The following is a 26047-nucleotide window of genomic DNA, read 5'->3' as shown; positions in this document are numbered from 1 at the left end:
TTCTTTTTTTTTGGAGTAGAAAAATAGATTTTTTTATAATAACTCCACTTTTTGACATTGTATTTTGTTGTATAACTCCACTTTTTAATATCAGAATTCTTTGAAATGAAAAAATATTAAAAAAATGTCAATTATTTCATTGATTGAAATAGAAGCAATACTATATTAATCTACTTTTATATGGTTTTCAATTTTATCAAATTATCAATAAAACGATTGATTTTTTACAAATAAAAAACCCAGCCGAAGCTGGGTAAAAACTAATAACCATGAAAACTCAAATTAAACATGAGAATCGTAATAGAATTAACAATTACTGTGCCAAAGTTTGGTTCATGATTTCTTAATAAAAGTTATTTTTATGTTAAAAAAAAATTAAAATCAAAATCAAAGATATTTTTTGTAATTTTGCACCATTAAAAAAATATACATTTATGTCTAACATTACATTCACTATGATTAAGCCTGATGCAGTTGCTGACGGACATATCGGTGCAATATTGGGTAAGATTGCTGAAGGAGGTTTTAAAATCAAAGCTTTAAAATTAACTCAGCTTACAGTTGCTGATGCAAAAAAATTCTATGAAGTACATGCTGAAAGACCATTTTATGGTGAATTAGTAGAATTCATGAGTTCTGGTCCTATCGTAGCTGCTGTTTTAGAAAAAGACAACGCAGTTGAAGATTTCAGAACATTAATCGGTTCTACTAACCCTGCAGAAGCAGCAGAAGGTACAATCAGAAAAATGTTTGCTAGAAGCATCGGAGAAAATGCAGTTCACGGTTCAGATTCTGACGAGAATGCATTAATCGAAGCTCAATTCCATTTTTCAGGAAGAGAGATTTTCTAAGAAAATTATCTTACAAAATAAAAGATCCGGAGAGTATTTTCTCCGGATTTTGTTTTTTATAATGGTAGGCTTTTAGTTCATCTTGTAAAAACAAAATATTGAATGATAAATTGTTGTACTTTTAAGATGTAAATAAATGGAACGTTTATTGCAAAATTTTCTTTAAAAAGCAATTATGAAAATTCCAGCATTATTAATGGCTAGTTTATTGGCGGTAGGAGTTTCTGCACAAAGCACAAAGCCTGCTACAAAAACTAAAAAGCCAGTGAAGAAAGTTAAAAAAGTGGCTCCTATTCCTGAAAGCTCCGAAAAGCCAAAGCCAACTACGCCTAAAGCTGTTGTTAAAAGAGATACCACAAAGCTTCAGCCTCGCTGTCCGGCCTGTGGTATGGGGTAATGCTATGGGAAAACCGCTGTTAGGACTATCCATGATGGCAGAGGCAGAATTTGTTTCTGCTATTTTGCCTTTATTACAAAGCAATTCTGTTGAAGTGCTTGAATGGTCATTTGATACAGTCTACCATACAAAAGAACCAGACTGGCTGAATGATTTACTGAACTATTATTCTGAAAATAACCGCTTGATTGGACATGGGGTTTATTATTCATTATTTGATGCTCTTTGGAGCGAAAGGCAGGAGATTTGGCTAAGGAAATTAAAAGAGGAATTTCATAAAAGAAATTATAGCCATATTACAGAGCATTTCGGTTTTATGAATACCGAAAATTTTCATCAGGGAGTGCCATTGCCAGTTTCTCTACACCCTAAAACATTAGAGCTTGGAAAAGATAGACTTTGCAGATTGCAGGATGCAGTGCAGGTTCCTGTTGGAATAGAAAATCTGGCTTTCTCATTTTCATTAGATGATGTGATGGAGCAGGGTATTTTCCTTGACAAACTAACGGAAGGTACTAATGGATTTCTGATTTTGGATCTTCATAATATCTATTGTCAGTCTTGTAATTTTGAAGTGGGAATGGAGGATATAATCAAATTATACCCGTTAGATAAAATTAAAGAAATTCATCTCTCAGGGGGAAGTTGGCAGGAGAGCGTATATGGAAAGAAACCTGTACGCAGGGATACTCATGATGATATAATTCCTGAAGAAATACTTTCCATATTGCCTTCAGTTTTATCTCAGTGTAAAGATCTGGAGTACGTTATTATTGAAAGACTTGGGCATACCATCGGTACAGAAGAAAAAAGGAATGGCTTTTTGGATGATTTTAGAAAGGTTAAAATGATAATAGGTTCCATAGACTGGCAGATTCAGCATAGAGATTCATGGATCAAAAAAGAAGTGAAAATTTCAAAAAAGCCTTTAGAAGATAGGGGGTTGTATGAAGAGCAGACATTGCTTACAAAATTATTGTTTGATCATACTGCGGTTGAGTCTATTAAGAATCAGGAATTTCAATATTTTAAAACAAGGAACTGGGATTCGGAAATGATTCTTACAGCCCAGAATATCATTAAAAAATGGAATCCTTATTAAACTGATAGAACTAATCATCACAAACCAAATTATATGAAAATGACAACAGTATTATTAATCATTACAGCGGTACTTACAGCGCTCATAGCCGGACTTTTTTATGCCTACTCATGTTCTGTGGTTCTTGGGTTGGGAAAATTGAACGATATTGAATATCTGAAGGCGATGCAGAATATTAACAGGGAGATTCTAAATCCTGTTTTTTTTATGAGCTTTATGGGAACTGCCATTCTTCTTCCTGTGTCTGCTTTCATGTTAAGAGGTGAGCAACCAGCCTTTATTTTTCTTTTACTGGCAACATTGGCTTATATCATAGGGGTTTTCGGAGTGACTGTGATTGGAAATGTTCCTATGAATGACCAGCTCGACCAGTTTGATATTTCCGGTTCTACTACAGAGGCTATTAAACAGATGCGTGACAATTTTGAAAACAGATGGAATTTTCTGAACAACATAAGAACCGTTTTTTCAGTAATCAGTATAATATTAGCTGTTTGTGCCTGTATTTGGCATAAAGAGTAGTGAGTAAGGTTCTGGAATACGTGGAAATACCCAGACTGAAAATTCCGTGTTTTTACGGATTGACTGAAGTTGATTTTATTCAGATCTTTGTGTTGTTAGTAAGAAGAAATTTAGACATTAAATAATTTTGAAAAAAAATTAATAACCAAGACGACTCAAATTCTATTGAAAAAGGCAGTTCTATCGGAACTGCCTTTTATCTTTTTTTACTTTTTTAGATTTTCAAAAGTTCAATGGTTCTTTCCGGACTTTCAGCAGAGAATACTGCATTTCCGGCAACCAAAACATCCGCTCCGGCTTCGAAAAGCTTAGAAGCGTTGTCAAGATTTACTCCACCATCTACTTCGATAAGAGCTGTAGAGTTATTGCTTAAGATCAGATCTTTTGTTTCTGCAATCTTTTTGTAGGTATTTTCAATAAATTTCTGGCCTCCAAATCCTGGATTTACACTCATCAATAGTACAAGATCTACATCTGCAATGATATCTTCAAGCATTAAAACAGGAGTAGAAGGGTTCAATACAACACCTGCTTTTGCTCCTTTGCTCTGAATATGGTGAATCGTTCTGTGAAGGTGAGTACATGCCTCATAATGTACAGATACAAGGTCAGCACCGTGGTTGATAAACTCATCAACATACTTTTCTGGCTCAACGATCATCAAGTGAACATCCACGAACTTTTTAGCATGTTGCTGAACCGTTTTCATTACCGGAAAACCAAATGAAATGTTAGGGACAAATCTTCCGTCCATTACGTCAATATGAAACCAGTCTGCCTGAGATTGGTTCAACATTTCAATGTCTCTTTGCAGGTTCCCAAAGTCTGCAGATAAAAGGGATGGAGCAATAAGCTTCGTTTTCATTTTTACTTTTTATACTTTTACTTAGATTTCTCTCTTCTAAAATGGATTATCAACCAAAATATGATATAGGAAAATACCTCCAAATATAATACTCTCTATGATAGTCAATTTGATATGATTAATTTTAATCACTAATAATCTGTCAATTATAAATAATCCTAAAGGTACAATACTGACAATTAATAACATTTCAATAATCATATTGTATGGCGATCCTATTTTAGGAGGATCAAACAATTTATATATACTTAAAAATACTATATAACTAAAGAAAAGAGCACTTAAAATAGATATAAACGTTGGTTTTCGGACTAAATGATAAAAGAAGGTTTTCATCTTAATGATACTTCAGTTTCATTTCCGGTTTAATCTTCAGAACAGTTTCGTAGATAAGTTTAATAACGTTTCCTACGTCTTCTTTAGATACCATTTCTACTGTTGTATGCATATAGCGCAAAGGTAAGGAAATTAAGGCACTTGGAACACCGCCATTAGAGTGAGCAAAAGCATCTGTGTCCGTTCCTGTAGCTCTGCTTGCAGCTGCTCTCTGGTAAGGGATCTTTTTAGCTTTGGCGGTGTCAATGATCAATTCTCTGATTGTGTGATGAACACTTGGTGCAAAGAATACAACCGGCCCTGCGCCACATTTTTGGTCTCCTTCTTTCTTTTTCTCGATCATAGGAGTCGTGGTATCGTGGGTAACATCAGTTACAATTGCAATATTTGGTTTAATCGTGTCAGCAATCATGTCTGCGCCATATAATCCAACTTCCTCCTGAACGGAATTGGTGATATAAAGACCGAATGGAATTGATTTTTTGTTTTCTTTTAAAAGTCTTGCTACTTCAGCGATCATAAAACCTCCGATTCTGTTGTCAAGGGCTCTGCAGACAAAATATCTGTCATTCATCTCGAAAAATTCGTCAGGATAGGTAATCATACATCCTACAAAGATTCCCATTTCCTCTACTTCTTTTTTAGAAGTTGCCCCACAGTCAATAAAGATATTTTCTATTTTTGGAGTCGGTTCGTTTTGGTTTGTTCTTGTGTGGATAGCTGGCCATCCAAATACCCCTTTTACAATCCCGTTCTCTCCGTGGATGTGTACCACCTTTGAAGGGGCAATAGTCTGATCTGAACCCCCATTTCTAATGACATAGATCAGCCCGTCATCTGTAATATAATTAACGTACCAGGAGATTTCATCAGCATGAGCTTCAATCACTACTTTAAATTCTGCTTCAGGATTAATGATGCCATAACATGTACCATAATGATCTACTTCAATCTTGTCTACATAAGGTCTGATGTAGTCCATCCAGACTTCCTGTCCTTTGTGTTCATAACCGGTTGGAGATGAAGTATTTAAATATTTTTCTAAAAATTTCAAAGATTTCTTTTCAAATTTCATAAAAAGGAATGATTTTTGCGTTTAATTTTTGTTCTTATAAGTGTAAAAATAATGAATTTTAGTAAGATTATCTGTCTTTTTATGTTCTTTTTTGGAGTCAGTGTTTTTGGGCAGAATGATACTGTGGTGGCAAAACCGTTGAATCAATACCCCGCTGAATCTTTGAAAGTGGATGAATTTGGCAATAAATATTATTACGACGAACAACAGAAAGTTAAAATTTTTGAAGTTAACGGTGAACCCGTAGTTGTGATGGATGAGTTGGTTTTGGTTAATAAACCGAGGTTTAATAATCAATTGGATAAAAATTACTATTATTTCTTAAATAAGAAGCTATATAGAGTATATCCTTTATTTGTAACTGCTCTACAGCAATACAGAGACATTCAGGTAGACATGAATGATATGGATAATAAAGCCAAAAGAAAGTTCATAAGAGAAAGGCAAAACATGTTAGCCGATCAATATGAAAAACAATTGAGAGACCTAACCACTACCGAAGGACAGGTTTTTGCTAAACTTATGAATAGGGCGACTGGTAAAAATGTGTATGAGATTATTAAAGAGATGAGAGGTGGGTTTAGTGCCTTTTGGTGGAATCTGAAAGGGAAAATGGCTGATATTGATCTAAAAGAACGATATGACCCTCATAAAAACAGAACAGATGAATTTGTAGAGTCGTTACTGCAGTCTAACTGGAACTCAGGGTATTTGAAACCTTATCCCGGTGCAAGCGATTTTAAAGTCAAAAAATAATAATATAAAAATTCCTGTAAGGTCACTTACAGGAATTTTTCTTTTAATTTATCAAATACGATTTTATCTATAGGAAGAGGGAAGGGATTGTCTGGTCTGTCAATCTCCAGCCATTCCGTTTTTTCAATACATGGATCTAAAATAAGAAACTCTTTTTCATCCACAATGTTTACAATATAATATATGGTAAGAAGTTGTTCGTTTTCTCTGAAACGGGAAACCAAGAAATTTCCTGAGTGTAGAAGTGTTCCACAATATCTACTTTCACATTCAGTTCTTCATCGAATTCACGGTGCAAGCATTCCAATGTTCCTTCACCGTATTCCAGCCCACCGCCTGGAAATTTCATTAAAGCTTCGCCTGCATATTCCTCAAATAGGGTTAAAACTTTTTTATCTTTTACTGCACAGCCATACACTCTAATGTTGATCTTGTCTATCATATATATAATGTATAATATTTTGTATAGCTAAGGTAAGGAATTTTTGTGAGGAGGGATATTGATGAAGAGATAAAATAAATAAAATACAAGCTGTATTATCTCTTTGTGATACTAAAGCTTTATTGCATTGATCATCTCTCTTTTTCCTGGTGGGCCTTGCTTTTTCTCTACCTGGAAATTAAGCTCCTTTAGGATTCTTCTCACACTGCCTTTAGAAGAGTAGGTTGTTAATAATCCGTTAATGGCCATTTTGTCAGTTATCAGTTCGAATAGTGGCTTCTCCCAAAGGTCTGGCTGTACTCTTGCACCGAAACAGTCGAAATAAACAAGGTTGATGGCAGGCAGATCTATGTTCTTTAGGTCGAAAAAGTCACATTCTATCTTTTTAAGGTTGAATCCACTAATGATTTCTACTGGCTTTTCCCAATCTGCTAGATGAATTTTCTGATAAATATTTTTAAACTCTGGGTTATCAAAAAGCTCAAAGTAAGCTAAATCATTAACTTCGGATTCATTTATGGGGTATTTTTCGAGCGAAAAATAATTAATGACATGATTTTTGTCAGTTTTTAAATATTCATTAATTGTCACTAAAACATTCAAACCTGTTCCAAAACCTAGTTCTAAAATATTAATTTCGCAATCATTGATTAGATTTAATCCATTTTTGATAAACACATGTTCTGCTTCCTGAAGAGCACCATTATGAGAATGGTAATTTTCATTTAAGTCTTTGATAAACAATGTTTTACTTCCGTCTTTTGTGGTCTTAATTTCTCTTTCCAAGCTAATTTTTTGTCAAATTTACTCTAAAATTTTTATATTTAGAAAATTATGTTAAATTTGTAGAACATCGTAAAAATTTTTAAAAATGATAATTCAAAAAACTGAAAACTCCAGAATTTCTACATTTGACCCAAACAATTTTTCATTTGGTGGTACCTTCATAGATCATATGATTATATGTGAGTACGAAAATGGAAAATGGGGTGATGTAAAATTAGTTCCTTACGGTCCAATACCATTTACACCTGCAATGATGGGAGTAAACTATGGGCAAGCTTGTTTTGAAGGTATGAAAGCCTATAAAGACAAAGACGGGCAGGTTTTCCTTTTCAGGCCTGAAAAGAATTTTGAACGTATCAACAAGTCAGCGAAGCGTCTTGCTATGCCTGAGGTGACTGAGGAAATTTTTTTAGACGGATTAAAAGCATTAGTAGATATCGATAGAGACTGGATCCCTCAGGGAGAAGGTATGTCTTTATATATCAGACCATTGATTTTTGCTACAGAAGAAGCTTTGAAAGCAAGAGTTTCTGAAAAATATATGTTTGCTATCGTAGCAACACCTGCGAAAAGTTATTACTCAGAGCCAGTATCTGTAAAAATATCTGATCATTATTCAAGAGCAGCAAACGGTGGAGTTGGTTCTGCTAAAGCAGCTGGTAACTATGCCGCTTCTTTCTATCCAACTCAGTTAGCTATTGAAGAAGGATATGAGCAAATCATCTGGACTGATGATGCAACTCACGAATATTTTGAAGAGAGTGGTACTATGAATGTATTTGTAAGAATTAACGATACAATTTATACACCACCAACATCTGAGAAAATTCTTGATGGAGTTACAAGAGACAGTTTCCTTCAGTTAGCTAAGAAAAGAGGAATTGAAGTAAAAGTTGAGCCAATTCCGGTAAAAACAGTAATCGAAGCTTTGAAAAATGGATCTCTTAAAGAAGTATGGGGAGTAGGTACTGCGGTGGTAACCACTCAATTCCAGGCTTTAGGATATGAAGGTGAGAAATTATCGCTTCCAAGATTATCTGATGAAGAAAGCTATGCTGCTATCCTTAAGAAAGATTTAGTAGATCTTCAAAACAACCTTTCCGAAGATCCATTCGGATGGAGAGTGGTAGTAGATCATGCTCTTGAAACAGTTTAATAATAGTAAATAAATAATATAGAAAGCCAGGAATCTTCCTGGCTTTTTTGTTGCTGTGTACTTTTTGTATTTACATTGATTCTACGTAAATTTATGCAGATTTACACAAATTTTTGTAAGTAATGTTGCCTACAAGTGGAATAGATTGGATAGGTTTTATAAAAATATTTGGTTTTTAAAACTTATGTATTCCTTTCAATGCTGTACTTTTAACATATAAAAACTGAAGTGTTTAAAAACTTTTGTATCTTTTATAATTGGATCTGAGCATAAATATCATCGGATGCTTTTATATAATTTACATGAATGGTTTAAAAGCTTTTGTAATTGATTCACAAAATGTGTATTTTCGCAAAAGTTTATGAAAAAAATACTCTTCATATCGGCCTTAAGCCTGTTGAGTTGCAATAGAAATGCACCTAAGGCCCATCCTCCTGTAGGAGGTGTTTTAAGTCAAAAAGATCTGGATATTTCTAAGAACAGGATGAAAAATCTGAATACTTTAGAAAGAGAACAGATTCAGGATTGGATCAATGGACAAAGCGTAAAGTTTTATCCTATGCAGCTTAATTATTGGGCCACAGTTGACGGTTTTGATCGTAGAGAAAAAAGACAAGATAATTCTTTAATCTCTTACTCTTATGAACTGTATGATTTTGATCAGACTAAAATCTATGATCAGCCTTTTGAAAGAAGAGATGCCAAATTTGGGCATTTTGATGAATTGAAAGCCGTGGAAAATGCTTTGCGTTTTATACGTGATGGAGAGGAAGTGACGCTTTTGGTACCGTCTTCTTTGGCTTATGGAACTTTTGGAGACGAAAAGAAAATAGACAATGATATACCATTAATCATAAAATTAAAAGCTTTATAATACATGAAATTGTTTAACAAGAATATAATTCTGGCAGCGGCAAGTGTTTCGCTGATGAGTTGTACCCCAATTTATAAAAAAATGAACGTAGACAAAGAAACTTACGAAGGTCTTAATGACGGACTTTATGCCAATCTTCAAACCACAAAAGGGAACTTGATTGTAAAGTTTGAGGACAAGAAAGCACCAGTAACTGTAGCCAACTTTATCGGTCTTGCAGAAGGGAAAATCGACAACAAAGCTAAGGCTAAGGGAGTTCCTTACTATGACGGAACTATTTTCCACAGAGTGATCAAAGATTTCATGATTCAGGGTGGTGATCCTCAGGGAACAGGAATGGGAGATCCTGGATATAAATTTGAAGATGAAAGAAACGACCTTAAACATACAGGAAAAGGTATTCTTTCTATGGCGAATTCTGGGCCTAATACAAACGGTTCTCAGTTCTTCATCACCGAAGTAGCTACTCCTTGGTTAGACGGAAGACACACGATCTTCGGAAAAGTAGTAAAAGGGAATGATGTAATTGATACTATTGCTAATGTTGAGAAAGGAGCTCAGGATAAACCTAAAACTGATATTGTTTTAGAAAAAGTTTCTATTTTCGGTAAAGGTGATGAGTACAAAAACTACGATGCAGCTAAAACTTTCAACGAAGGAAAAGCTAAAATCGCTGAAAATAATAAAGCTTTCATCGCTAAAGAAGAGGCTGAAAAAAAGAAAAGAGAAGAAGAATTCAAAGCAAACCAGGAGAAATTAGTTGAAAACTTAAAAGCTGGAATGCAAAAAACGGAATCAGGTCTTTATTATAAAATCACTAAAACGGCTGACGGTAAAGCTCCAAAAGCAGGTGATAATGTTTCTGTACACTATGCAGGAAAACTAGTAGATGGGACTGAATTTGATTCTTCATTCAAGAGAAACGAACCTATTGATATTCCAATCGGAATGGGAAGAGTAATCAAAGGATGGGATGAAGGGATCCTATTATTGAAAGAGGGAGAAACTGCTACTTTATTGATCCCGCCAGCAATGGCTTACGGAGAAAGAGGAGCAGGAGGAGTTATTCCACCAAACTCTTGGTTAGTTTTCGATGTTGAGCTTGTAAAAGTAAAATAATTGAATCTTTAAAATATGAAAGCCGCCCTTTACAAGGGCGGCTTTTTTTTGTTTATTTTAATGGTAACTATATACAACTTTACATTAAGTTATTTTTTCGTTCTGTCATTCTGAATACAAACTGAAGGTTTGCGAACATTGTTCACAAGTGAAGAATCTAAATTCATATATGAGATTTGTCCTTTGTCAGAAATCGAAGATTCGGCGTAGTCAATGACAATGGTATAAAATTATATGTAAGTATCTTTTTTATTAATAGTAGTATTGTCAACACTCTAAAAATAACTACTTTAGTAAAAACTACTTCATGAAAAAAGTTTTATATACTCTTTTTATATTTTCTCATCTTAGTCTTATTGCTCAGGGAAAAAAATTCTTTGAAAATGGAGAAGTTCAACTAAAATCAGCAGTTGAAAAGATCAATTTAAAATATTCTACGAATCTACCTTTTGTAAAAGTCCATATTAATGGAAAAGTATATAATTTTTTATTAGATACCGGAGCACCTACTGTCATTTCTAATGCAGTTTATACAGAATTAGGTCTTGAAAAGAAGCATAAAAGCAGTGTGAAAGATTCGCAGAAGAACAAACAGACCCAGATATTCACTGTATTGCCTGAAATGGTTGTGGATCAGCTAACTTTTAAAGATATTGGTGTTATTGTCATGGATCTTACCGCTACTGAATTCGGATGCTTTAAAGTGGATGGAATTCTTGGTTCTAATCAGATGGCTAAACTTTTCTGGAGGCTTAACTATAGTGAAAATTCATTAGAGGGAACTCAGGATCTTTCTAAGTTTGATCTTACAGGCTATGATATTGTCATTCCCTTTGATGTAAAAGATCAAAAGACGCCTATTATAGAGGCTCGTATTATGGATAAGAAAATGAACCTTACATTCGACACAGGGTTTTCAGGGAATTTAAAGATTACGAATCATGAATACAATTCCAAAAAAGTAACAGAGAAGGTTGACGTTTACGGAAATAGTTCTGTAGGGGCTTTTGGTACCGGGAATCCTGTACCTGGATATATTTTTAAGGCTTATGATGTTTCTTTTGGAAATAAGATTTTTAATAATGAAGTAGTAGCAACAGGAAATTCAAACTTAGTGGGAAATAGCTTTCTGGAAAATTTTGTATTTGTTCTGGACTGGACAGGGCATAAGATTTATATGAAACAAATTAAAGAAACTTCTCACCAGCTGGAATCCTTTGGTTTCGGATATCGTTTTATAGATTCTAAACCAATTGTTGCTTATATATTTCAGGAAGAGAATTTTCCATTGAAGGTTGGTGATTCTATCATCAGTATTAATAATATAGATCTTGACCATCTTGATAAAGAAGGAGCTTGTCATTATTTTCTGAATAGGGTAGAAAAGGATGCTGTGGATATTGATTTGAAAATAAGGCGAGATGGAGCTGTAATGAATGTAAATCTTAAAAAGAAAATGTATTTAAAGGGATAGATTAAGATGTAAAATATCGTAGAAATACGGTTTTTAAAAAAAATAAATTATCCCTATCTTTATCCTTCACCAATGAAATAAAATTAAAAAATATGTTTGATCTTAATTACGATTTAATAAAACAGACAATAGAAGCCGAAGTATGTCCGGAACATAACTTACATCCTGAGTTTGTAAAAACTGATGACGGCTTTGGGATAAAAGCTTGTTGTCAGCCTTTTCATGCCGAATTAGTAGTGAAATCTGAAAAAATGGTAGAAGAGGAGACTACGCAATTCCTTGAGAAAATGATGAAAGATATCTTTAAAGAATAATCTGTGAAATAACAGAAAAGCAATGTATTAAAAAACCGCCCTTCAATAAAAAGGGCGGTTTTTAAGTAAAAGAGTGAAATAAAAGTTATATGTTTCTACCGGATCTTTTCTTCATTCCTGTTCCAGTAAGGGAACTGATGAATACAAGACCAAAGCCGATATATGCGGCAAAGGCGGTAAGATATACCATTAAGCTATTTAAACTTGGTTTTGAACTGTATACCAGTACAGAAAAGGCAGCAAAACTCAATACCAAAAGCAAGCTCCAGATATGCATTTTCGCAGCATCTTCATTTCTCTTAAAAATCATTTCAAAAAAGGCTCTCATCATTACTAACATTTTAAGGGTTATACATTAATTAATTGAGAATAAAATGGATAAGTTATCACAGTAAAAAAAAAGAAAGGCATATTTTTTACTAGGCTAAGATTTGTGATAGCTTGCCGTTTATTCAATATTATGATACCGGGCTATAAAGTCCGGAAATTATAATCATTTTGAATCAATAAGTGACTCATGGGTTTATTGATGATACCAGTTAGATACGGTGCATAATTCTGCTGTGAAAGATCAACCGGAGGGCTAATCAATCACGTTTCCGTATCTTTTACGGCATCGTAGAAAAAAAAGGATTCATATACGAGATATGAACTTTGAAATCAGTGGAAAACTGAAAATCCACAGAAAACCTTTTTTCTCATCCTTAGTGCTTTTTTAATTTTTTCTCAAAATAGTACATGCTAATATCATGCCAAAGTGATTATTTCACTATTAACGCTTTGTTTTAAAATGGTGTATAATGTTGTTTTTTAGGGTCTTTTGGGGTTTATTTCCTCAAACAAAGAAAAAAGTTTTATTTTTAGATCTTAATTGTTTAAGATGAATAGAATATATATAGGGCTGATTTTATTTTTCAGCAGCTTAGGATATGGACAGCAGCTTTCGGAAACAGAAAAAAAGATGTCAGAATTAGTGGGAACCTGGAAAGCTGAAGTAGAAGGAAGTTCACTTACTTTAATTATAAGTTTGGAAAAAGAAAAGAAGGAGCACTTTCAGGTTACATTAATTAATGTAAATGGAGAAAAATTCATCATGAATGAAAGTACAATTTCATCATCTGCACCATCTGAGTATCAACTGAAAGTTAGTAAAGCAGCTTTTGAACAATATCAGGATTGTATAATCAAAGGTGCTGTGATAAATCTTAAAAAGTTTGAGAATAATACTATTTCTTTTAGCTATCATTCTGAGATTTCGGATTGTTCTTTTGGTTCAGATAATGGATTGGAAGTTCCTGATATTGATAAAGTAATTTTTAAGAAAGAAAAATAATTTATTTAATTAACAATAGAAGATTAATCTTAATGAAAGTTAATGGAATTGAATTTTGTAATATTATAATGATATTTTACCATACTATTTAATAGTTTTATTTAGTTTCCTACGGAATGACAAAGACTCTCTTAGTGTTTTTTAACCTGTTGGTTTTCTGACATTCATTGCATAGCGTTACATTGTGTCAGTTGTGAAATGATTAGTGCTTTGTGTTAAAAATAAAGACCCATCAAATCTTATGATCAAGATTTAATGGGTTCTTTTTATATCAAGCTAGTATTTCACTACCAGTTCTTATCAATCATATATATAATATGGGTCATGGCTACGGCTCCTAATAAAAGTTCTCTTCGGTTTACTTTGTCGAAGGTATCTTCTTCTGTGTGGTGAATATCAAAGTAGCGCTGAGAGTCCGGCATTAATTCGGCAGCAGGAACACCCATATCATGGAGTGGGTAAAGATCTGTCCCGGAAAATTTTTCTTCAAAGTTATACACACCATAAGGCAAGAACAATTTTGACCAGCTTTGAATCTGTTTCCTTTTGACATCATCCATATCCAAAGCAATACCTCTAGGGGCAAAACCTCCGGCATCAGATTCTATGGCAAAAAGGTGCTTTTCATTCTTTTCTTTTGCTGTTTTTCCATATTGAATACCTCCTTTCACTCCGTTTTCTTCATTCGCAAAGCAAACAACTCTGATGGTATGGTTATTCTGAATTCCTAATTTTTTGAATGTTCTCAACACTTCAATACTTTGAACAATTCCGGCTCCGTCATCATGAGCACCTTCTCCTACATCCCAAGAATCGAGGTGGCCGCCTACGACAATGACACTTTGATCTTTCTTACCTGTAATTTCACCAATGACAGAGTGGGAGAGTTTCTCGCCTTTCATGCTACAATTGGAGTTCAATTTTGCCGTGATTTTTTGATTTTTTAATAAAGCTTCCAGCTCATCTGCTGTCGTACTTCCGATCGCTACAGCAGGTATTTTGGAAACGTTTTCTTCATAACGCATAGCTCCTGTATGAGGAACATCATCAAATGCAGATGATAGAGAGCGGATGATGGCAAATTTTCCGCCTTTTTTAGCCGTTAAAGAGGCTGCGGTTGTTCTGTATTTTGAAGCATCACCATATCCTTTAAATGTTTCTATAAAAGATTGTTTGAAAGCATAATTGAAGAATAGGATTTTATCTTTTACCTGCTCCGGGGAAAGTTTATTGTATTCATCCATTGATTTTACCATGATAATCTCTCCTGAAACATCTTTTCCGGCTGTTCCTTCGGAATTCCCCAGAGAAAGCATTTTAAGGCTTTTCCAGTTTCCGTTGGATGTTTTGATGTGTAAGGATTCTTTTCCTCTAACCCAAACCGGGATCATCACTTCCTGCAGCCATACTTTGTCTGCTCCGGCATCACGAAGTTTTTGGGCTGCCCATTGTACAGATTTTTCATAGGCTTCGGAACCGCTTAGACGGTGGCCGATATTTTTAGTAAGTTCGTGCAGATCGTTATACCCTTTTCCGTTATTTAAGACTTCAAGGGAGATCTTGCTAAATTGTATTGAGTCTTCTTTGGTTTGGCCAAAAGCTGCCATTCCAAAAAGCAATAATGAGGTTCCTAATATCTTTTTCATTGTTACCAATTTTTATCAATCATATAAATAAGTTGTGTCATTACCGTTGAGCCTAAAAGTAATTCTCTGCGGTTGACTTTTTCAAAAGTATCTTCTTCGGTGTGATGGATGTCAAAATAGCGTTGGGGTTCCGGAACGAGTTCTGCAGTAGGAACGCCCATCTCGTGGAGCGGAGCAATATCCGAACCTGAGTACTTTCCTTCAAAATTATAGACCCCATAAGGTAAAAACAGGTTTACCCAGCTTTTGATCTGTTTTCTTTTTGTATCATCCATTTCCAGCGATATTCCGCGAGGTGAAAATCCTCCGGCATCTGATTCTATGGCAAAAAGATGTTTTTCATTATTATCTTTTGCTGTTTTTCCGTACTGTTTTCCGCCCTTGGTTCCGTTTTCTTCATTGGCAAAGCAAACAGCTCTGATGGTATGGTTGTTTTGGAGTCCTAGTTTTTTGAATGTTCTTAATACTTCAATACTTTGCACGATTCCGGAACCATCATCATGAGCACCTTCTCCTACATCCCAGGAATCAAGATGTCCACCGACAACAATTACGCTTTGGTCTTTTTTACCTGTAATTTCACCAATCACAGAGTGGGAGCGTTTTTCACCCTTCATTCCACAATTGGAGTTGAGTTTTGCCATAACTTTTTGATTTTTTAATAAAGCTTCCAGTTCATCGGCTGTTGTATTTCCAATGGTAACGGCAGGGATTTTAGCAATATTCTCTTCGTATCGCATATTTCCTGTGTGTGGAACATTATCAAATGCTGAGGAAAGAGATCTTATGATAGCGAACTTTCCGCCTTTCTTTGCGGTTAAAGATGCGGCAGTACGTCTGTAGGCTCCTGATTCTCTATAGGAAATAAATGTCTGTACATTTCCCTGGTTGAAAGGATAATTAAAGAAAACAATCTTATCTTTTACTTTTTCAACAGGAAGTTGATCATATTCTTCCAGAGATTTAACCATGATGATCTCTCCTGAAACATCTTTTCCGGCTGTTCCTTCTGAGTTTCCGAGAGAAAGCATTTTAAGGCTTTTCCAGTTTCCGTTTGAGGTTTGGATGTGTAAGGACTCTTTTCCTCTAACCCAAACCGGAATCATCACTTCCTGCAGCCATACTTTGTCTGCTCCGGCATCGCGAAGTTTTTGGGCTGCCCATTGTACAGATTTTTCATAGGCTTCGGAGCCACTCAAACGGTGGCCTATATTTTTAGTCAGTTCCCGCAGTTCATCATATCCTTTTCCATAATTAAGGATTTCTGTGGAGATTTTATTGAACTGTATGGAGTCTTCTTTAGTCTGTCCTGATATAAAGCTTATTCCCAAAGCGATTAATGATAGGCTTGCGATCTTTTTCATATTACCAATTTTTATCAACCATAAAGATCATTTGTGTCATAGCGACTGCTCCGAGGAGAAGTTCTCTTTTATTCACTTTATCAAAAGTATCCTGTTCGGAATGATGGTAGTCGAAATACCTTTGTGTATCTACTACAAGTTCTGCCAAAGGAATGTCCAGTTTTTTCAAAGGGGAGATATCCTGAATGGCGTCTGTCTGGTCAAAATCATAAACACCATAAGGTAGAAAATATTCTTTCCAGGGAGATACTAATCTTCTTCTTTGAGGCGGCATATCTAAAGAAAATCCTCGTGGAGAATACCCTCCGGCATCTGTTCCTAATGCAAATATGTGTTTTTCTTCTCTCTTTTTCACATAGGCGGCATACATTTCACGACCTTGGCCGCCATTTTCACTATTGGCATATAAAACCACCCGGATGGTATGGTTGTTCTCATATCCTAATGCTTTCAGGGTTCTCAATACTTCAATACACTGAGCTACTCCTGTTCCATCATCAATTGCTCCTTCACCAATGTCCCAGGAATCAAGCTGCGCTCCTAAAACAATCACTTTAGAATCTTTATTACCTTGAATTTCAGCAATAATGTTGGGGTTAGTCGTGCTGCCTTTTGACTCCGCAGTCATATTGATCCTGGCGATAACTTTTTGCTTCTTCAATGTTTTTTCTAACTCCTCCGCTGATCTTACGCCTATTGATAAAGCTGGAATTTTAACTTTATCATCTGGCTCGTAGTAAATCATTTTAGCATGAGGCGTATCATCGTTAGCTGTTGTTAATGATCTTATAATTAAAGCTTTTGCACCTGTTTTAGCGATGACAGAAGCTGAGATTAATTTTGATTTTGCTGTTTGTAAATAAGAATCACTGGTATTAATGATTTTGGGATCCATAGGAACATTCACGAAGACTATTTTGTCTTTCAACTGACCTATTGACATCGCATTAAGTTCTGTAGTGGAATTGATTAAAACAATTTCACCTGTAAGATCTTTTCCGCCTGTTCCTTCAGAGTTTCCAAAAGAAAGCATTTTGATGTTTTTCCAATCTCCATTTTCTGCTTTTATTTGTAAAGACTCTTTCCCTCTGATCCAGATAGGTGCTTTAGCTTCTTGTCTCCAGATCATATTAATGCCAATTTCCTTGAACTTCTTTTCTGCCCATTCTACAGCTTTTGTATAACCAGGAGTTGCACTAAAACGTGAGCCAATGCCTTTCGTGAGTTCTCCGAGATTTTCATAAGCTCTGCCATTGGTCATGATCTCGTCTGAGATCTTTTTAAATTCATCGTGATAATTTAATTTTACAGGAATGGCTGCTCTGCCGGCGGGCTTTTTCTGGATTTTTTTTTGAGAAAATAAAAATCCACTCAAAAAGAGTGGAAGTATAATGAATATTTTTTTCATTTTTTATTTACCTTTCTTTTACCGATGATAAAAGTAGGGAAAAAATAGGAATTTATTAAGGTTTCATATCATACATTACCAGTGCTGTAATCAATTTTGGCTCAATGAATGTACATTTTGGAGGCATGCTTAATTTTAAGTCTGAAATTTTAATCATATCATTAAAACTTACAGGATAAATTCCGAAGCCGGCTTTTCCTTCTTTGTTGTCTATTTGTTCTTTTAAAATGTTGATTCCATTGATGTTGGAAGTGCCTTTTACATAAGAGATAAGGTCAGAGCTATCCGGATCATCTATTTTTAAAATACCTTTGAAGATATATTTATCCAATAAATGGTGATCCAGATTATCTAAAGACATTTCTTTAGAACGTAGATCATGTTTCACGTGAAGAGAATAGAATTTGCCATCCAGATACATTGAAATGTGGAATTTCTGAGATGGATAGTATGAAGTTTCTCCTTTTTCGTGAATTAGGAAGTATTGTTCAAGCTCTTTAAGGAATTGCTCAGTAGAAAGACCGTTCAGATCATGAAGTACTCTGTTGTAATCGTGAATCTTAATAGATTGATTCGACACAATAAAGCTATATACAAAGTTATAAAGCTCCGTACCGTTGTGTCGTTTGTTTTTGTCTTTATGTTTTTTGGCGTTTAATGCTGTAGAGCCAATTCTATGGTGACCATCGGCAATGTAGAATGAGTCGATTTGGTCAATCACTTCTTTAAACTGTTGAAGTTTCAGACGGTTGTCTATTCTCCAAATTTTATGTCTGATTCCAATAGTATCTACATGATTAAAGATCGGAACATTTTTTTCCTCGTGGTTCATCAGCAACTCAATCTTTGAGTTGGCAGGGTAGGTAAGAAGTACCGGTTCAGCCTGAAGATTTACTTTTTCAAGGTAGTGAGCCAGTTTTTCTTTTTTCTGAGGGATGGTACTTTCGTGCCTTTTGATTTTTCCGTTCCAGAAATCCTCAATACTCGCCAGACCTAAAAGCCCTCTGAAAATTTGTTTATTAGGATATATTTGTTCGTAAAGATAATATGCAGAATTATCCTGAACGAGTTTCTTTTCGTCCAGAAGTTCTTCAAATGTAGAACGAATCTTTCGCAGGTTTCGATCGACGTCTTTAGATTTACTTACAACATACGGTTTTATCATGTTGATGTAAGTGTTTTCAACTTGAGCTTTTTCTGCAATTTCTTCCTGGGTAAAATTATCCAGTGGATGGGTAGGGAAAGTATCCTCAAAATCTCTGTGAGGTCTTATTCCACGGAAAGGTTTAAAAACAGGCATATTTATCTTATAGTTTCTTTTTGTAGCTTAATAATTTGTTCTGCAAGTTCGATACCGATTTTCTCTTGCGCATCTATCGTGTTTCCACCTACATGAGGGGATAGCGATAGTGCCGGATTCATGAGTAAAGGAAGCTCAGGTGTAGGTTCGTTTTCAAATACATCCAATGCTGCTCCTGCTACTTTTCCTGACTCGATAAAATCAATCAGTGTTACTTCATTGATTACACCGCCTCTTGCTGTATTTACAATATACACTCCATCTTTCATTTTTTCAAATTGTGGCGTGTCTATAATATATTCATTCGTTCTTGGAGTATTGATGCTGATAAAGTCTGCTTCTTTAAGGAATGCATCCATATCATTGGTGGAAGTGATTTCAAAGTTCACCGATTGTCCATCAAAGAAATTCAGGGTAAGAACTTCTGTTTTTGGACTCCTTGTGAGAACCTGAACTTTCATTCCCAAAGCGATTCCTATTTTCACAACTTCTTGGCCAATGCTTCCAAAGCCAATTACTCCTAACGTTTTTCCTGAAAGTTCATAAGCATTGCTGAATGACTTTTTCATGGCATTGAAATGAGTTTCCCCCTCCAAAGGCATCAGTCTGTTTGATTCGTGAAGGAATCTTGCTAATGAAAAGAAGTGCCCGAAAACCAATTCTGCAACGGATTTTGAAGATGCTGTAGGAGTATTTATTATTTTAATTCCTTTGCTTTTTGCATACTCCACATCAATATTGTCCATTCCGATACCGCCTCTGCCTATGATTTTAAGTCCCGGACATGCATCAATCAGGTCTTGTCTTACTTTTGTTGCACTTCTTACAAGAAGAACGTCTACATTATTATCGTTTATAAAATTAATAACGTGATCCTGGGCCACTCTATTGTCCAGAATTTCAATTCCGGCTTCTTTTAGAGCCCGTTCTCCTGCTTTTGAGATTCCATCGTTTGCTAAAACTTTCATGTGTTATTTTGATTTAAAGATTGAAAGATTTAAAATATTTCAAAAATTTAAAACTGGACTGCAAATTAATAAATTTAAATTAACTGCTTTTAAATCTTTCAATCTTTGAATTTTTTATGTTTTAATTATTTGATAGATTCATTACATCTACCAATACTTGTACGCTTTCAATAGGTAAAGCATTGTATAAGCTGGCTCTGTATCCGCCAAGGCTTCTGTGCCCGTTAAGTCCACTAATCCCTGCTGCTTTCCATGCATTATCAAATTCTTCTTTTTTACTTTCGTCTGTGATTTTAAAGGAAACATTCATGAATGAACGATCTTCTTCCACACAGAATGTTTCAAATAATGGGTTGCTGTCTATTTCATCATATAAAAGCTTAGCTTTAGCTTCATTTCTTTTTTCGGCCGCTGCAATTCCACCATTGTTTTCAAGGTATTGTAATGTCAGTAAAGAAGCGTAAATTGGAAATACCGGTGGGGTATTGTACATAGACTCTTTAGAAATGTGTTGAGAATAATCCAGCATAGAAAGCATATTTTCTCTTCCTGTTTTTCCTAAGATATCTTTTTTGATGACTACTAAAGTAACTCCTGCAGGTCCCATGTTTTTCTGAGCTCCGGCATAAATTAAATCAAATTTTGAAAAATCCAATTGTCTTGAGAAAATATCTGAACTCATATCACATACCATTAAAGTATCTACTTCAGGGAATGATTTCATTTGAGTTCCATAAATTGTATTGTTGGAAGTACAGTGGAAATAATCGTATTCTGAACCTACCGTATAATTCTTAGGAATGAATGAATAGTTCTCTTCTTTTGAAGAACCTACTACATCTACAGTTCCTAATTTTTTGGCTTCTTTGATGGCACCTGCTGCCCATGTTCCTGTATCCAGGTAAGCCGCTTTTCCACCTACTTTCATCAGGTTGTAAGGAACCATAGCAAATTGCATGCTGGCACCGCTCCCTAAATAAAGAACCTCATAATCATCACCAAGGTTCATCAATCTTTTTACAATAGCACGTGCTTCGTCCATCACTGCAACGAAATCTTTACTTCTGTGCGAAATTTCAAGAAGGGATAATCCGATACCGTTAAAGTCTAAGATTGCCTGTGCTGATTTTTCAAATACCTCTTGTGGTAAGATACATGGCCCTGCGCTGAAGTTGTGCTTTTTGTTCATATTTTTATTTTTTGGTTGCTTTGGGAAGTAAATCCTTTAGCTTAATTTTTTGTTTTGTTGGATTTTTGGTTAAAAAAAGCCGCCTCACACATTATGAGACGGAATTTTTTTTATTCGCCGTGTAGGAATGCTTTTTTGTTAAGCAGTGCCTCTTCAGATTCTACGTGATCCTCATCCGGAACACAGCAGTCTACAGGGCATACTGCAGCACACTGTGGCTCTTCGTGGAATCCTTTACATTCTGTACATTTATCAGTTACAATGAAATAAACATCATCACTTACTGGTTCCTGTGCTGAATCTGCATCTACAGTAAGCCCCGATGGTAATGTAATAGTCCCTTGAAGACTAGTACCATCAGAAGCTTTCCAGTCTACAGCTCCTTCATATATTGCATTGTTTGGACATTCTGGTTCACAAGCCCCACAATTAATGCATTCATCAGTTATTTTAATAGCCATCGCTAATTTTTTTTAAATTTGCACAAAATTACAAAATATTCCCCAATTTTAAAGTAATTATGAATACCGAAAATCAAGTTTTAGGACTTATTAAATTAAGTGATTATATAAAAGCGTTTTTAGCGAAGAAACCGGAAGATCACAATGAAGATGATGTAAATATTGAATTATTATTAAAGAAATCCGAAATAGGAAATCCGTGGTTCACTGTTGATAATCAGAAATTTGCTCTGCAACAATGGGCGGATCTTCTTACGGAGGATACCCTCAAAAACTGGCTTAAAAATTATTCAATCTCGAAAATTTCCAAGAAAGTTGGACTTATTTTAGCTGGAAATATTCCTTTGGTAGGATTTCACGATGTGATCTCTGTTGTACTAAGTAATCACATTCCTTTAATTAAGCTGTCGTCTAAAGATAAATATCTGATCCCGTTTTTGTTAAATAAATGGAAAGAGTTTTCCGGCGATCAGGTACAGTTTGAATTTGTAGAAAAATTAGAGAATTTTGATGCCGTTATTGCGACTGGAAGTAATAATACAGCAAGATATCTTGAATATTATTTTAAAAATCATTTGAGTATTATCCGTAAAAACAGAACTTCTGTTGCTGTTTTAAAAGGTGACGAAACTGATGAAGAGTTACAGCTTTTGGCAAAAGATATTTTCCAATATTTTGGATTAGGATGCAGAAATGTGACGAGAATTTTTATTCCTCAGGATTTTGTGATCGACAGGCTGTTTGAAAATTTCTTAGGATTTAAGGATATTATCAATCATAATAAATATGCTAATAATTATGATTATAACAGAGCTGTTTATCTTTTAAACCTAGAGAAATTCTGGGATAACAATTTTGTGATGTTGAAAGAAGATGATAAGTTGTTTAGCCCGCTTTCTGTGATTAATTTCAGTCGATATGAATCGTTGGAGGATGTGACAGGTTTTATTGCTGAAAATGAAGAAAATATTCAATGTGTAGTCGCTAAAGATGAGTTAGGTTTAGATTCAATTTCCTTTGGTGAAGCACAAAATCCGGGGCTTGATACCTATGCCGATAATGTGGATACGATGAAATTTTTAGAACTGGTCTGATTTTCGTATCTTCCATGACCTATTTCACTAAATAATAAAACAAATACTATGAAAAAAATATTTTTAGGTCTGGCGATTATTGGTGCCCAGTTTATGTTTGCCCAGAAGGTTACAGGGCTGAAAGTTGAGAATAATCAAAAGAAAGAGCAGCCTGCAACTATAAGTAAGGAGAAAGTCAATATTTACAATGATAATTTCAGAAATTTATCAAAGCGTTGCAGTCTTCGGATTATAAAGCGGCAGAGGAGGTGCTTTCTGATAAGGTAAAGGAAATTGTTACAGAAGACGTCCTTAAAAAAGTAAGGGATGGTATTGATGTTAATAAAAAGCTTGATATTCTAAAAGTGGGCTACTATGTAACGATGGATGGGATCAGCCATCCTAATATTAAATATAAATATGCCGGAGCTTCAGACACAAAAGAAGTGATAAGCGCTGTATTTGAAGATGATGGAAAGCTTCTTGGAGTATTGCCGGCTGGAATGAATAAATAAATTTCGATTAATAAAAAAAATATTAACTATGATGACAGATGTTTTAGTCGCTCACTCCTCAGATGTGGAGAAAGCGAATTTTTACAAGAAGACCTATTTGCATGTTGCATTATCCATTCTTGCATTTATTGGAGTTGAGACTATTTTGTTGAAAACTGTACCTGTAGAAATTATTGCGATGATGTTTCAGGGAAGATTTACCTGGTTATTGATCATTGGAGTTTTCTGGATGGCTTCTATTTAGCTTCTAAATGGTCGCTTTCACAAAGTCAATCCACTCAGTACCTTGGTTTAGGGTTCTATATTGTTTTAGAAGCCGTAATATTTTTACCATTACTTTTTATAGCAACTAATGTTGCAGGGGGTGCTAATATTATCTTCCAGGCTGCTACGTTAACGGTTGCTATGTTTGCGGGGATTTCTGCGGTAGCTTTTACTTCCAAGAGAGATTTTTCTTTTTTAAGAAATATCATCATTATAGGAGGGTTTATTTCAATCGGTTTAATTATTGGTGGAATGGCCTTTGGTTTTAATCTTGGATTATGGTTCTCTGTAGGAATGGTAATCTTAGCTTCTGCGGCGATTTTATATCAGACAAGTAAGCTAAAGGACTCTTATGCTACGAATCAGTATGTTGGAGCGGCGTTGCAGCTTTTTGCGTCGATTATGCTTTTATTCTGGTATGTCCTGAATATTTTGATGAGCAGAAGAAGTTAATTTGAAATATATTTAGCTTTAAATAATAGTCCTGGTGATTTTTCATCAGGATTTTTTTATTTCTCTCGCGGATTTTGCAGATAAAGCAGATTTAAAAAAGTGCCCTTAGTTTTTGTTTTTTGATTGTTTAGAACTTAAAATGCTGTTATCCTTGTCAACAAGGTTTATAACCTTGACAAGGATAGTTTATAATAGCCCTGTGATTTTTCATCAGGATTTTTTATTTTCTATAGGAGCAGATCTTGATGAAGGGTTGAGTTTTTTTCGCAGATGATGCGGATTTAGCAGATCTTTTTTAACCACAAATACTTTCGCGGGCGACACTATTTATATAGTTTGTATTTGTGCTATTAGTGTGAAAATATTTGTGAGCTTTGTGTTTATTTCGAACCCAAAAAATCCTGATGACATTTCATCGGGATTTTATTGGATATTCTTTAACAATTCAATGCTGAATAGCGCTTCAATAGGACTTATTAAGCCTCTGAAGGGATGCGTTCAGTTAAAAATAGAGTATTTGTTAAGGAATAGGGAAGTATAGTGTTGAGGAAAGCCTCAGGTCTTTTGTGTTTTGATAGAATATAAATGATAAAAACTACTTATCAATAGATCCTAAAACCTTTTGTGCAAAAGAGTTTAGAGCATCTTTTTCGCTCATTCCGTTTTGTACATTAGCATGAACTTCCAAAGCTCCACAAATGTTGGTAATAAGCTCTCCTGCAACATTTAAATCTTCTTCACTTGTTCCTCTGAATTCGCAGAAGCTTTCTAGTACTTCTAATGTTTTTTCTAGGTTCTCAGGAGTTTGATTCTGATAGAATTGTCTGATTACTGGTAATTTCATTATGCTAATTCGTTAAAAAGGTTAATTAAACTTTCTGCCTGGTTAGATTGAACCTGGTTTACCAATTCACCATTTTTAAAGATAGCGAATGTAGGTAAGTTGTCTACTTTTGCTAATTTTCTGCTTTCAGGAAGTTTTTCAGCATCTACATATAAGAAAGGAATAGAGTCATTCTCAGATGCTAATTTTTTGAATTTTGGCTTCATGATTCTGCAGTTTCCGCACCATGTTGCGCCATATTGAACAACTACTTTTTCGTTGTCGTTTACTATATTTTGTAATGTATCTTCGGTTAATTCTGTGTACATGATAGTGATTTGAAAATTTATTAATTTGAAAATGTGCTAATGATAAAAAGAAAATGAGATAATTTTAGATAATCCTGAGACTAATTTTCAAATTATCTCATTTTCAGATTAACACATTATATTAGTTCTTAGCTAAATATTCTGCTGTAGAAGTTCTGTCAGCTTTCATTGCATCTTTACCTTCTTCCCAGTTTGCAGGACATACTTCACCATGTTTTTGAACGTGAGTGTAAGCGTCGATTAATCTTAAGAATTCTTTTACGTTTCTACCTAGAGGCATATCGTTTACCGCTTCGTGGAAAATTTTTCCAGTTTCGTCGATAAGGTAAGTAGCTCTGTAAGTTACGTTAGAACCTGTGAAGATTTCTTCTCCTTCTTCATTGTATTCGAAGTCCTGATCAACAATCCCTAAAGTATTAGCTAATTGTCTGTGAGTATCAGCTAAAAGTGGGTAAGTTACTCCTTCGATACCTCCGTTGTCTTTTGGAGTGTTTAACCATGCAAAGTGTACTTCATTAGTATCACAAGATGCACCGATTACTTTAGTGTTTCTTTTTTCGAATTCACCTAAGGCCTCCTGGAAAGCGTGAAGCTCAGTAGGGCATACGAAAGTGAAATCTTTAGGGTACCAGAACAAAAGAACTTTTTGTTGGTTTTTTGTAGCTTCTTCAAGGATGTTGATTCTTAAATCGTCACCCATTTCAGACATTGCGTCGATTGTTAAATTCGGGAATTTTTTTCCTACTAAAGACATAATTTTCTGTTTTATATTTAAATTTCTAATGCAAATATAGAGAAGTTTTATCTATCGAACAAATGATTTTCGATAAATAAAATCTATAATTGTTTTTG

27 protein-coding genes and 2 pseudogenes are annotated in these 26047 nt (G+C 34.8%); 14 read left to right on the top strand and 15 right to left on the bottom strand.

Annotation, left to right across the window (positions count from 1 at the left end):
• Window positions 1–434: 434 nt before the first annotated feature.
• From QWZ06_RS15200 to chrI, 4 genes are all read left to right on the top strand, one after another.
• Entirely contained in the window at window positions 435–851 is a 417-nt protein-coding gene (locus tag QWZ06_RS15200) for a nucleoside-diphosphate kinase (RefSeq protein ID WP_034722935.1), read from the top strand.
• A 175-nt stretch (window positions 852–1026) separates the two neighbouring features.
• The gene (chrA, locus tag QWZ06_RS15195; protein WP_290299282.1) at window positions 1027–1248 is read left to right on the top strand and encodes an MNIO class RiPP chryseobasin precursor ChrA; all 222 of its coding nucleotides are present in this window, start codon (window positions 1027–1029) and stop codon (window positions 1246–1248) included.
• A 4-nt stretch (window positions 1249–1252) separates the two neighbouring features.
• Entirely contained in the window at window positions 1253–2350 is a 1098-nt protein-coding gene (gene chrH / locus QWZ06_RS15190; RefSeq protein ID WP_290299281.1) for an MNIO family chryseobactin maturase, read from the top strand.
• A 39-nt stretch (window positions 2351–2389) separates the two neighbouring features.
• Window positions 2390–2872 carry a chryseobasin maturation helper ChrI gene (chrI, locus tag QWZ06_RS15185; RefSeq protein ID WP_290299280.1) on the top strand — a complete coding sequence of 161 codons (483 nt, stop codon included), beginning with the start codon at window positions 2390–2392 and terminating at the stop codon, window positions 2870–2872.
• A gap of 214 nt (window positions 2873–3086) precedes the next feature.
• On the opposite strand, the gene rpe is transcribed toward chrI, so the two are convergent.
• Both rpe and chrP read right to left on the bottom strand, forming a co-directional pair.
• Window positions 3087–3737 (bottom strand): ribulose-phosphate 3-epimerase, encoded by a 651-nt coding sequence (gene rpe, locus QWZ06_RS15180; protein WP_290299279.1) that lies wholly within the window; start codon window positions 3735–3737, stop codon window positions 3087–3089.
• Window positions 3738–4074: 337 nt separating this feature from the next.
• Window positions 4075–5148 (bottom strand): chryseobasin maturation metalloprotease ChrP, encoded by a 1074-nt coding sequence (chrP, locus tag QWZ06_RS15175; RefSeq protein WP_290299277.1) that lies wholly within the window; start codon window positions 5146–5148, stop codon window positions 4075–4077.
• 51 nt (window positions 5149–5199) lie between these two features.
• On the opposite strand from chrP, the gene QWZ06_RS15170 reads away from it, so the two are divergent.
• Window positions 5200–5904, top strand: coding sequence for a DUF4294 domain-containing protein (locus QWZ06_RS15170; protein ID WP_290299274.1), 705 nt, complete (start codon window positions 5200–5202; stop codon window positions 5902–5904).
• Between the two features lie 26 nt (window positions 5905–5930).
• On the opposite strand, the pseudogene QWZ06_RS15165 reads toward QWZ06_RS15170, so the two are convergent.
• Both QWZ06_RS15165 and mnmC2 read right to left on the bottom strand, forming a co-directional pair.
• Window positions 5931–6346: pseudogene (locus QWZ06_RS15165) on the bottom strand (NUDIX domain-containing protein).
• Window positions 6347–6457: 111 nt separating this feature from the next.
• Window positions 6458–7132: a tRNA (5-methylaminomethyl-2-thiouridine)(34)-methyltransferase MnmC2 gene (gene mnmC2, locus QWZ06_RS15160; RefSeq protein WP_290299272.1), complete on the bottom strand. Its 675-nt coding sequence runs from the start codon at window positions 7130–7132 to the stop codon at window positions 6458–6460.
• An 85-nt stretch (window positions 7133–7217) separates the two neighbouring features.
• Between mnmC2 and QWZ06_RS15155 the strand changes: the two genes are divergently transcribed.
• From QWZ06_RS15155 to QWZ06_RS15135, 5 genes are all read left to right on the top strand, one after another.
• Window positions 7218–8288: a branched-chain amino acid aminotransferase gene (locus tag QWZ06_RS15155; RefSeq protein ID WP_290299271.1), complete on the top strand. Its 1071-nt coding sequence runs from the start codon at window positions 7218–7220 to the stop codon at window positions 8286–8288.
• Window positions 8289–8649: 361 nt separating this feature from the next.
• A complete protein-coding gene (locus QWZ06_RS15150) occupies window positions 8650–9162 on the top strand; it encodes an FKBP-type peptidyl-prolyl cis-trans isomerase (RefSeq protein ID WP_290299269.1) in 513 nt (170 codons plus the stop codon).
• Between the two features lie 81 nt (window positions 9163–9243).
• On the top strand, window positions 9244–10281 hold the full coding sequence (locus QWZ06_RS15145) for a peptidylprolyl isomerase (protein WP_290301372.1): 1038 nt from the start codon (window positions 9244–9246) through the stop codon (window positions 10279–10281).
• Window positions 10282–10588: 307 nt separating this feature from the next.
• A complete protein-coding gene (locus QWZ06_RS15140) occupies window positions 10589–11755 on the top strand; it encodes a retropepsin-like aspartic protease (protein ID WP_290299267.1) in 1167 nt (388 codons plus the stop codon).
• Window positions 11756–11847: 92 nt separating this feature from the next.
• Entirely contained in the window at window positions 11848–12069 is a 222-nt protein-coding gene (locus QWZ06_RS15135; RefSeq protein ID WP_290299266.1) for a hypothetical protein, read from the top strand.
• A gap of 85 nt (window positions 12070–12154) precedes the next feature.
• Here the strand turns inward: QWZ06_RS15135 and QWZ06_RS15130 are convergent, their stop codons facing one another.
• Window positions 12155–12400: a hypothetical protein gene (locus tag QWZ06_RS15130; RefSeq protein ID WP_290299264.1), complete on the bottom strand. Its 246-nt coding sequence runs from the start codon at window positions 12398–12400 to the stop codon at window positions 12155–12157.
• Window positions 12401–12949: 549 nt separating this feature from the next.
• Here QWZ06_RS15130 and QWZ06_RS15125 point away from each other — a divergent pair.
• Window positions 12950–13402 (top strand): hypothetical protein, encoded by a 453-nt coding sequence (locus tag QWZ06_RS15125; RefSeq protein WP_290299262.1) that lies wholly within the window; start codon window positions 12950–12952, stop codon window positions 13400–13402.
• Between the two features lie 287 nt (window positions 13403–13689).
• On the opposite strand, the gene QWZ06_RS15120 is transcribed toward QWZ06_RS15125, so the two are convergent.
• The 7 genes from QWZ06_RS15120 to QWZ06_RS15090 all read right to left on the bottom strand — a co-directional run bounded on the left by QWZ06_RS15120 (window position 13690) and on the right by QWZ06_RS15090 (window position 21738).
• Complete coding sequence (locus QWZ06_RS15120) at window positions 13690–15048, bottom strand: M20/M25/M40 family metallo-hydrolase (RefSeq protein WP_290299259.1); 1359 nt, start codon at window positions 15046–15048, stop codon at window positions 13690–13692.
• Window positions 15049–15050: 2 nt separating this feature from the next.
• Entirely contained in the window at window positions 15051–16412 is a 1362-nt protein-coding gene (locus tag QWZ06_RS15115) for a M28 family peptidase (protein ID WP_290299257.1), read from the bottom strand.
• A gap of 1 nt (window position 16413) precedes the next feature.
• Window positions 16414–17820, bottom strand: coding sequence for a M28 family peptidase (locus tag QWZ06_RS15110; RefSeq protein WP_290299255.1), 1407 nt, complete (start codon window positions 17818–17820; stop codon window positions 16414–16416).
• Window positions 17821–17875: 55 nt separating this feature from the next.
• The gene (locus QWZ06_RS15105) at window positions 17876–19120 is read right to left on the bottom strand and encodes a DUF1015 domain-containing protein (protein WP_290299253.1); all 1245 of its coding nucleotides are present in this window, start codon (window positions 19118–19120) and stop codon (window positions 17876–17878) included.
• Window positions 19121–19122: 2 nt separating this feature from the next.
• Window positions 19123–20088 carry a D-2-hydroxyacid dehydrogenase gene (locus QWZ06_RS15100; protein ID WP_290299251.1) on the bottom strand — a complete coding sequence of 322 codons (966 nt, stop codon included), beginning with the start codon at window positions 20086–20088 and terminating at the stop codon, window positions 19123–19125.
• A gap of 121 nt (window positions 20089–20209) precedes the next feature.
• On the bottom strand, window positions 20210–21277 hold the full coding sequence (gene serC / locus QWZ06_RS15095) for a 3-phosphoserine/phosphohydroxythreonine transaminase (RefSeq protein ID WP_290299249.1): 1068 nt from the start codon (window positions 21275–21277) through the stop codon (window positions 20210–20212).
• A 110-nt stretch (window positions 21278–21387) separates the two neighbouring features.
• Window positions 21388–21738: a 4Fe-4S binding protein gene (locus tag QWZ06_RS15090; RefSeq protein WP_068943024.1), complete on the bottom strand. Its 351-nt coding sequence runs from the start codon at window positions 21736–21738 to the stop codon at window positions 21388–21390.
• A 59-nt stretch (window positions 21739–21797) separates the two neighbouring features.
• Between QWZ06_RS15090 and QWZ06_RS15085 the strand changes: the two genes are divergently transcribed.
• From QWZ06_RS15085 to QWZ06_RS15075, 3 genes and pseudogenes are all read left to right on the top strand, one after another.
• Window positions 21798–22832 carry an acyl-CoA reductase gene (locus QWZ06_RS15085; RefSeq protein ID WP_290299246.1) on the top strand — a complete coding sequence of 345 codons (1035 nt, stop codon included), beginning with the start codon at window positions 21798–21800 and terminating at the stop codon, window positions 22830–22832.
• Between the two features lie 215 nt (window positions 22833–23047).
• Window positions 23048–23326, top strand: coding sequence for a hypothetical protein (locus tag QWZ06_RS15080; RefSeq protein ID WP_290299245.1), 279 nt, complete (start codon window positions 23048–23050; stop codon window positions 23324–23326).
• Window positions 23327–23354: 28 nt separating this feature from the next.
• A pseudogene (locus tag QWZ06_RS15075) lies at window positions 23355–24043 on the top strand (Bax inhibitor-1/YccA family protein).
• A gap of 595 nt (window positions 24044–24638) precedes the next feature.
• Here QWZ06_RS15075 and QWZ06_RS15070 read toward each other — a convergent pair.
• The 3 genes from QWZ06_RS15070 to QWZ06_RS15060 all read right to left on the bottom strand — a co-directional run bounded on the left by QWZ06_RS15070 (window position 24639) and on the right by QWZ06_RS15060 (window position 25949).
• Window positions 24639–24887: a DUF6952 family protein gene (locus QWZ06_RS15070; RefSeq protein WP_002980002.1), complete on the bottom strand. Its 249-nt coding sequence runs from the start codon at window positions 24885–24887 to the stop codon at window positions 24639–24641.
• Window positions 24887–25195 (bottom strand): thioredoxin family protein, encoded by a 309-nt coding sequence (locus QWZ06_RS15065; protein WP_034698499.1) that lies wholly within the window; start codon window positions 25193–25195, stop codon window positions 24887–24889. The genes QWZ06_RS15070 and QWZ06_RS15065 overlap by 1 nt, the downstream gene beginning before the upstream one ends.
• 121 nt (window positions 25196–25316) lie before the next feature.
• A complete protein-coding gene (locus tag QWZ06_RS15060) occupies window positions 25317–25949 on the bottom strand; it encodes a peroxiredoxin (RefSeq protein WP_160138378.1) in 633 nt (210 codons plus the stop codon).
• Between the last annotated feature and the right edge of the window lie 98 nt (window positions 25950–26047).

It is taken from the genome of Chryseobacterium tructae, from assembly GCF_030409875.1.
GTDB lineage: Bacteria > Bacteroidota > Bacteroidia > Flavobacteriales > Weeksellaceae > Chryseobacterium > Chryseobacterium tructae.
Note: the sequence above shows the minus strand (reverse complement) of the source record. Positions and strands in the feature narration are given on the sequence as shown.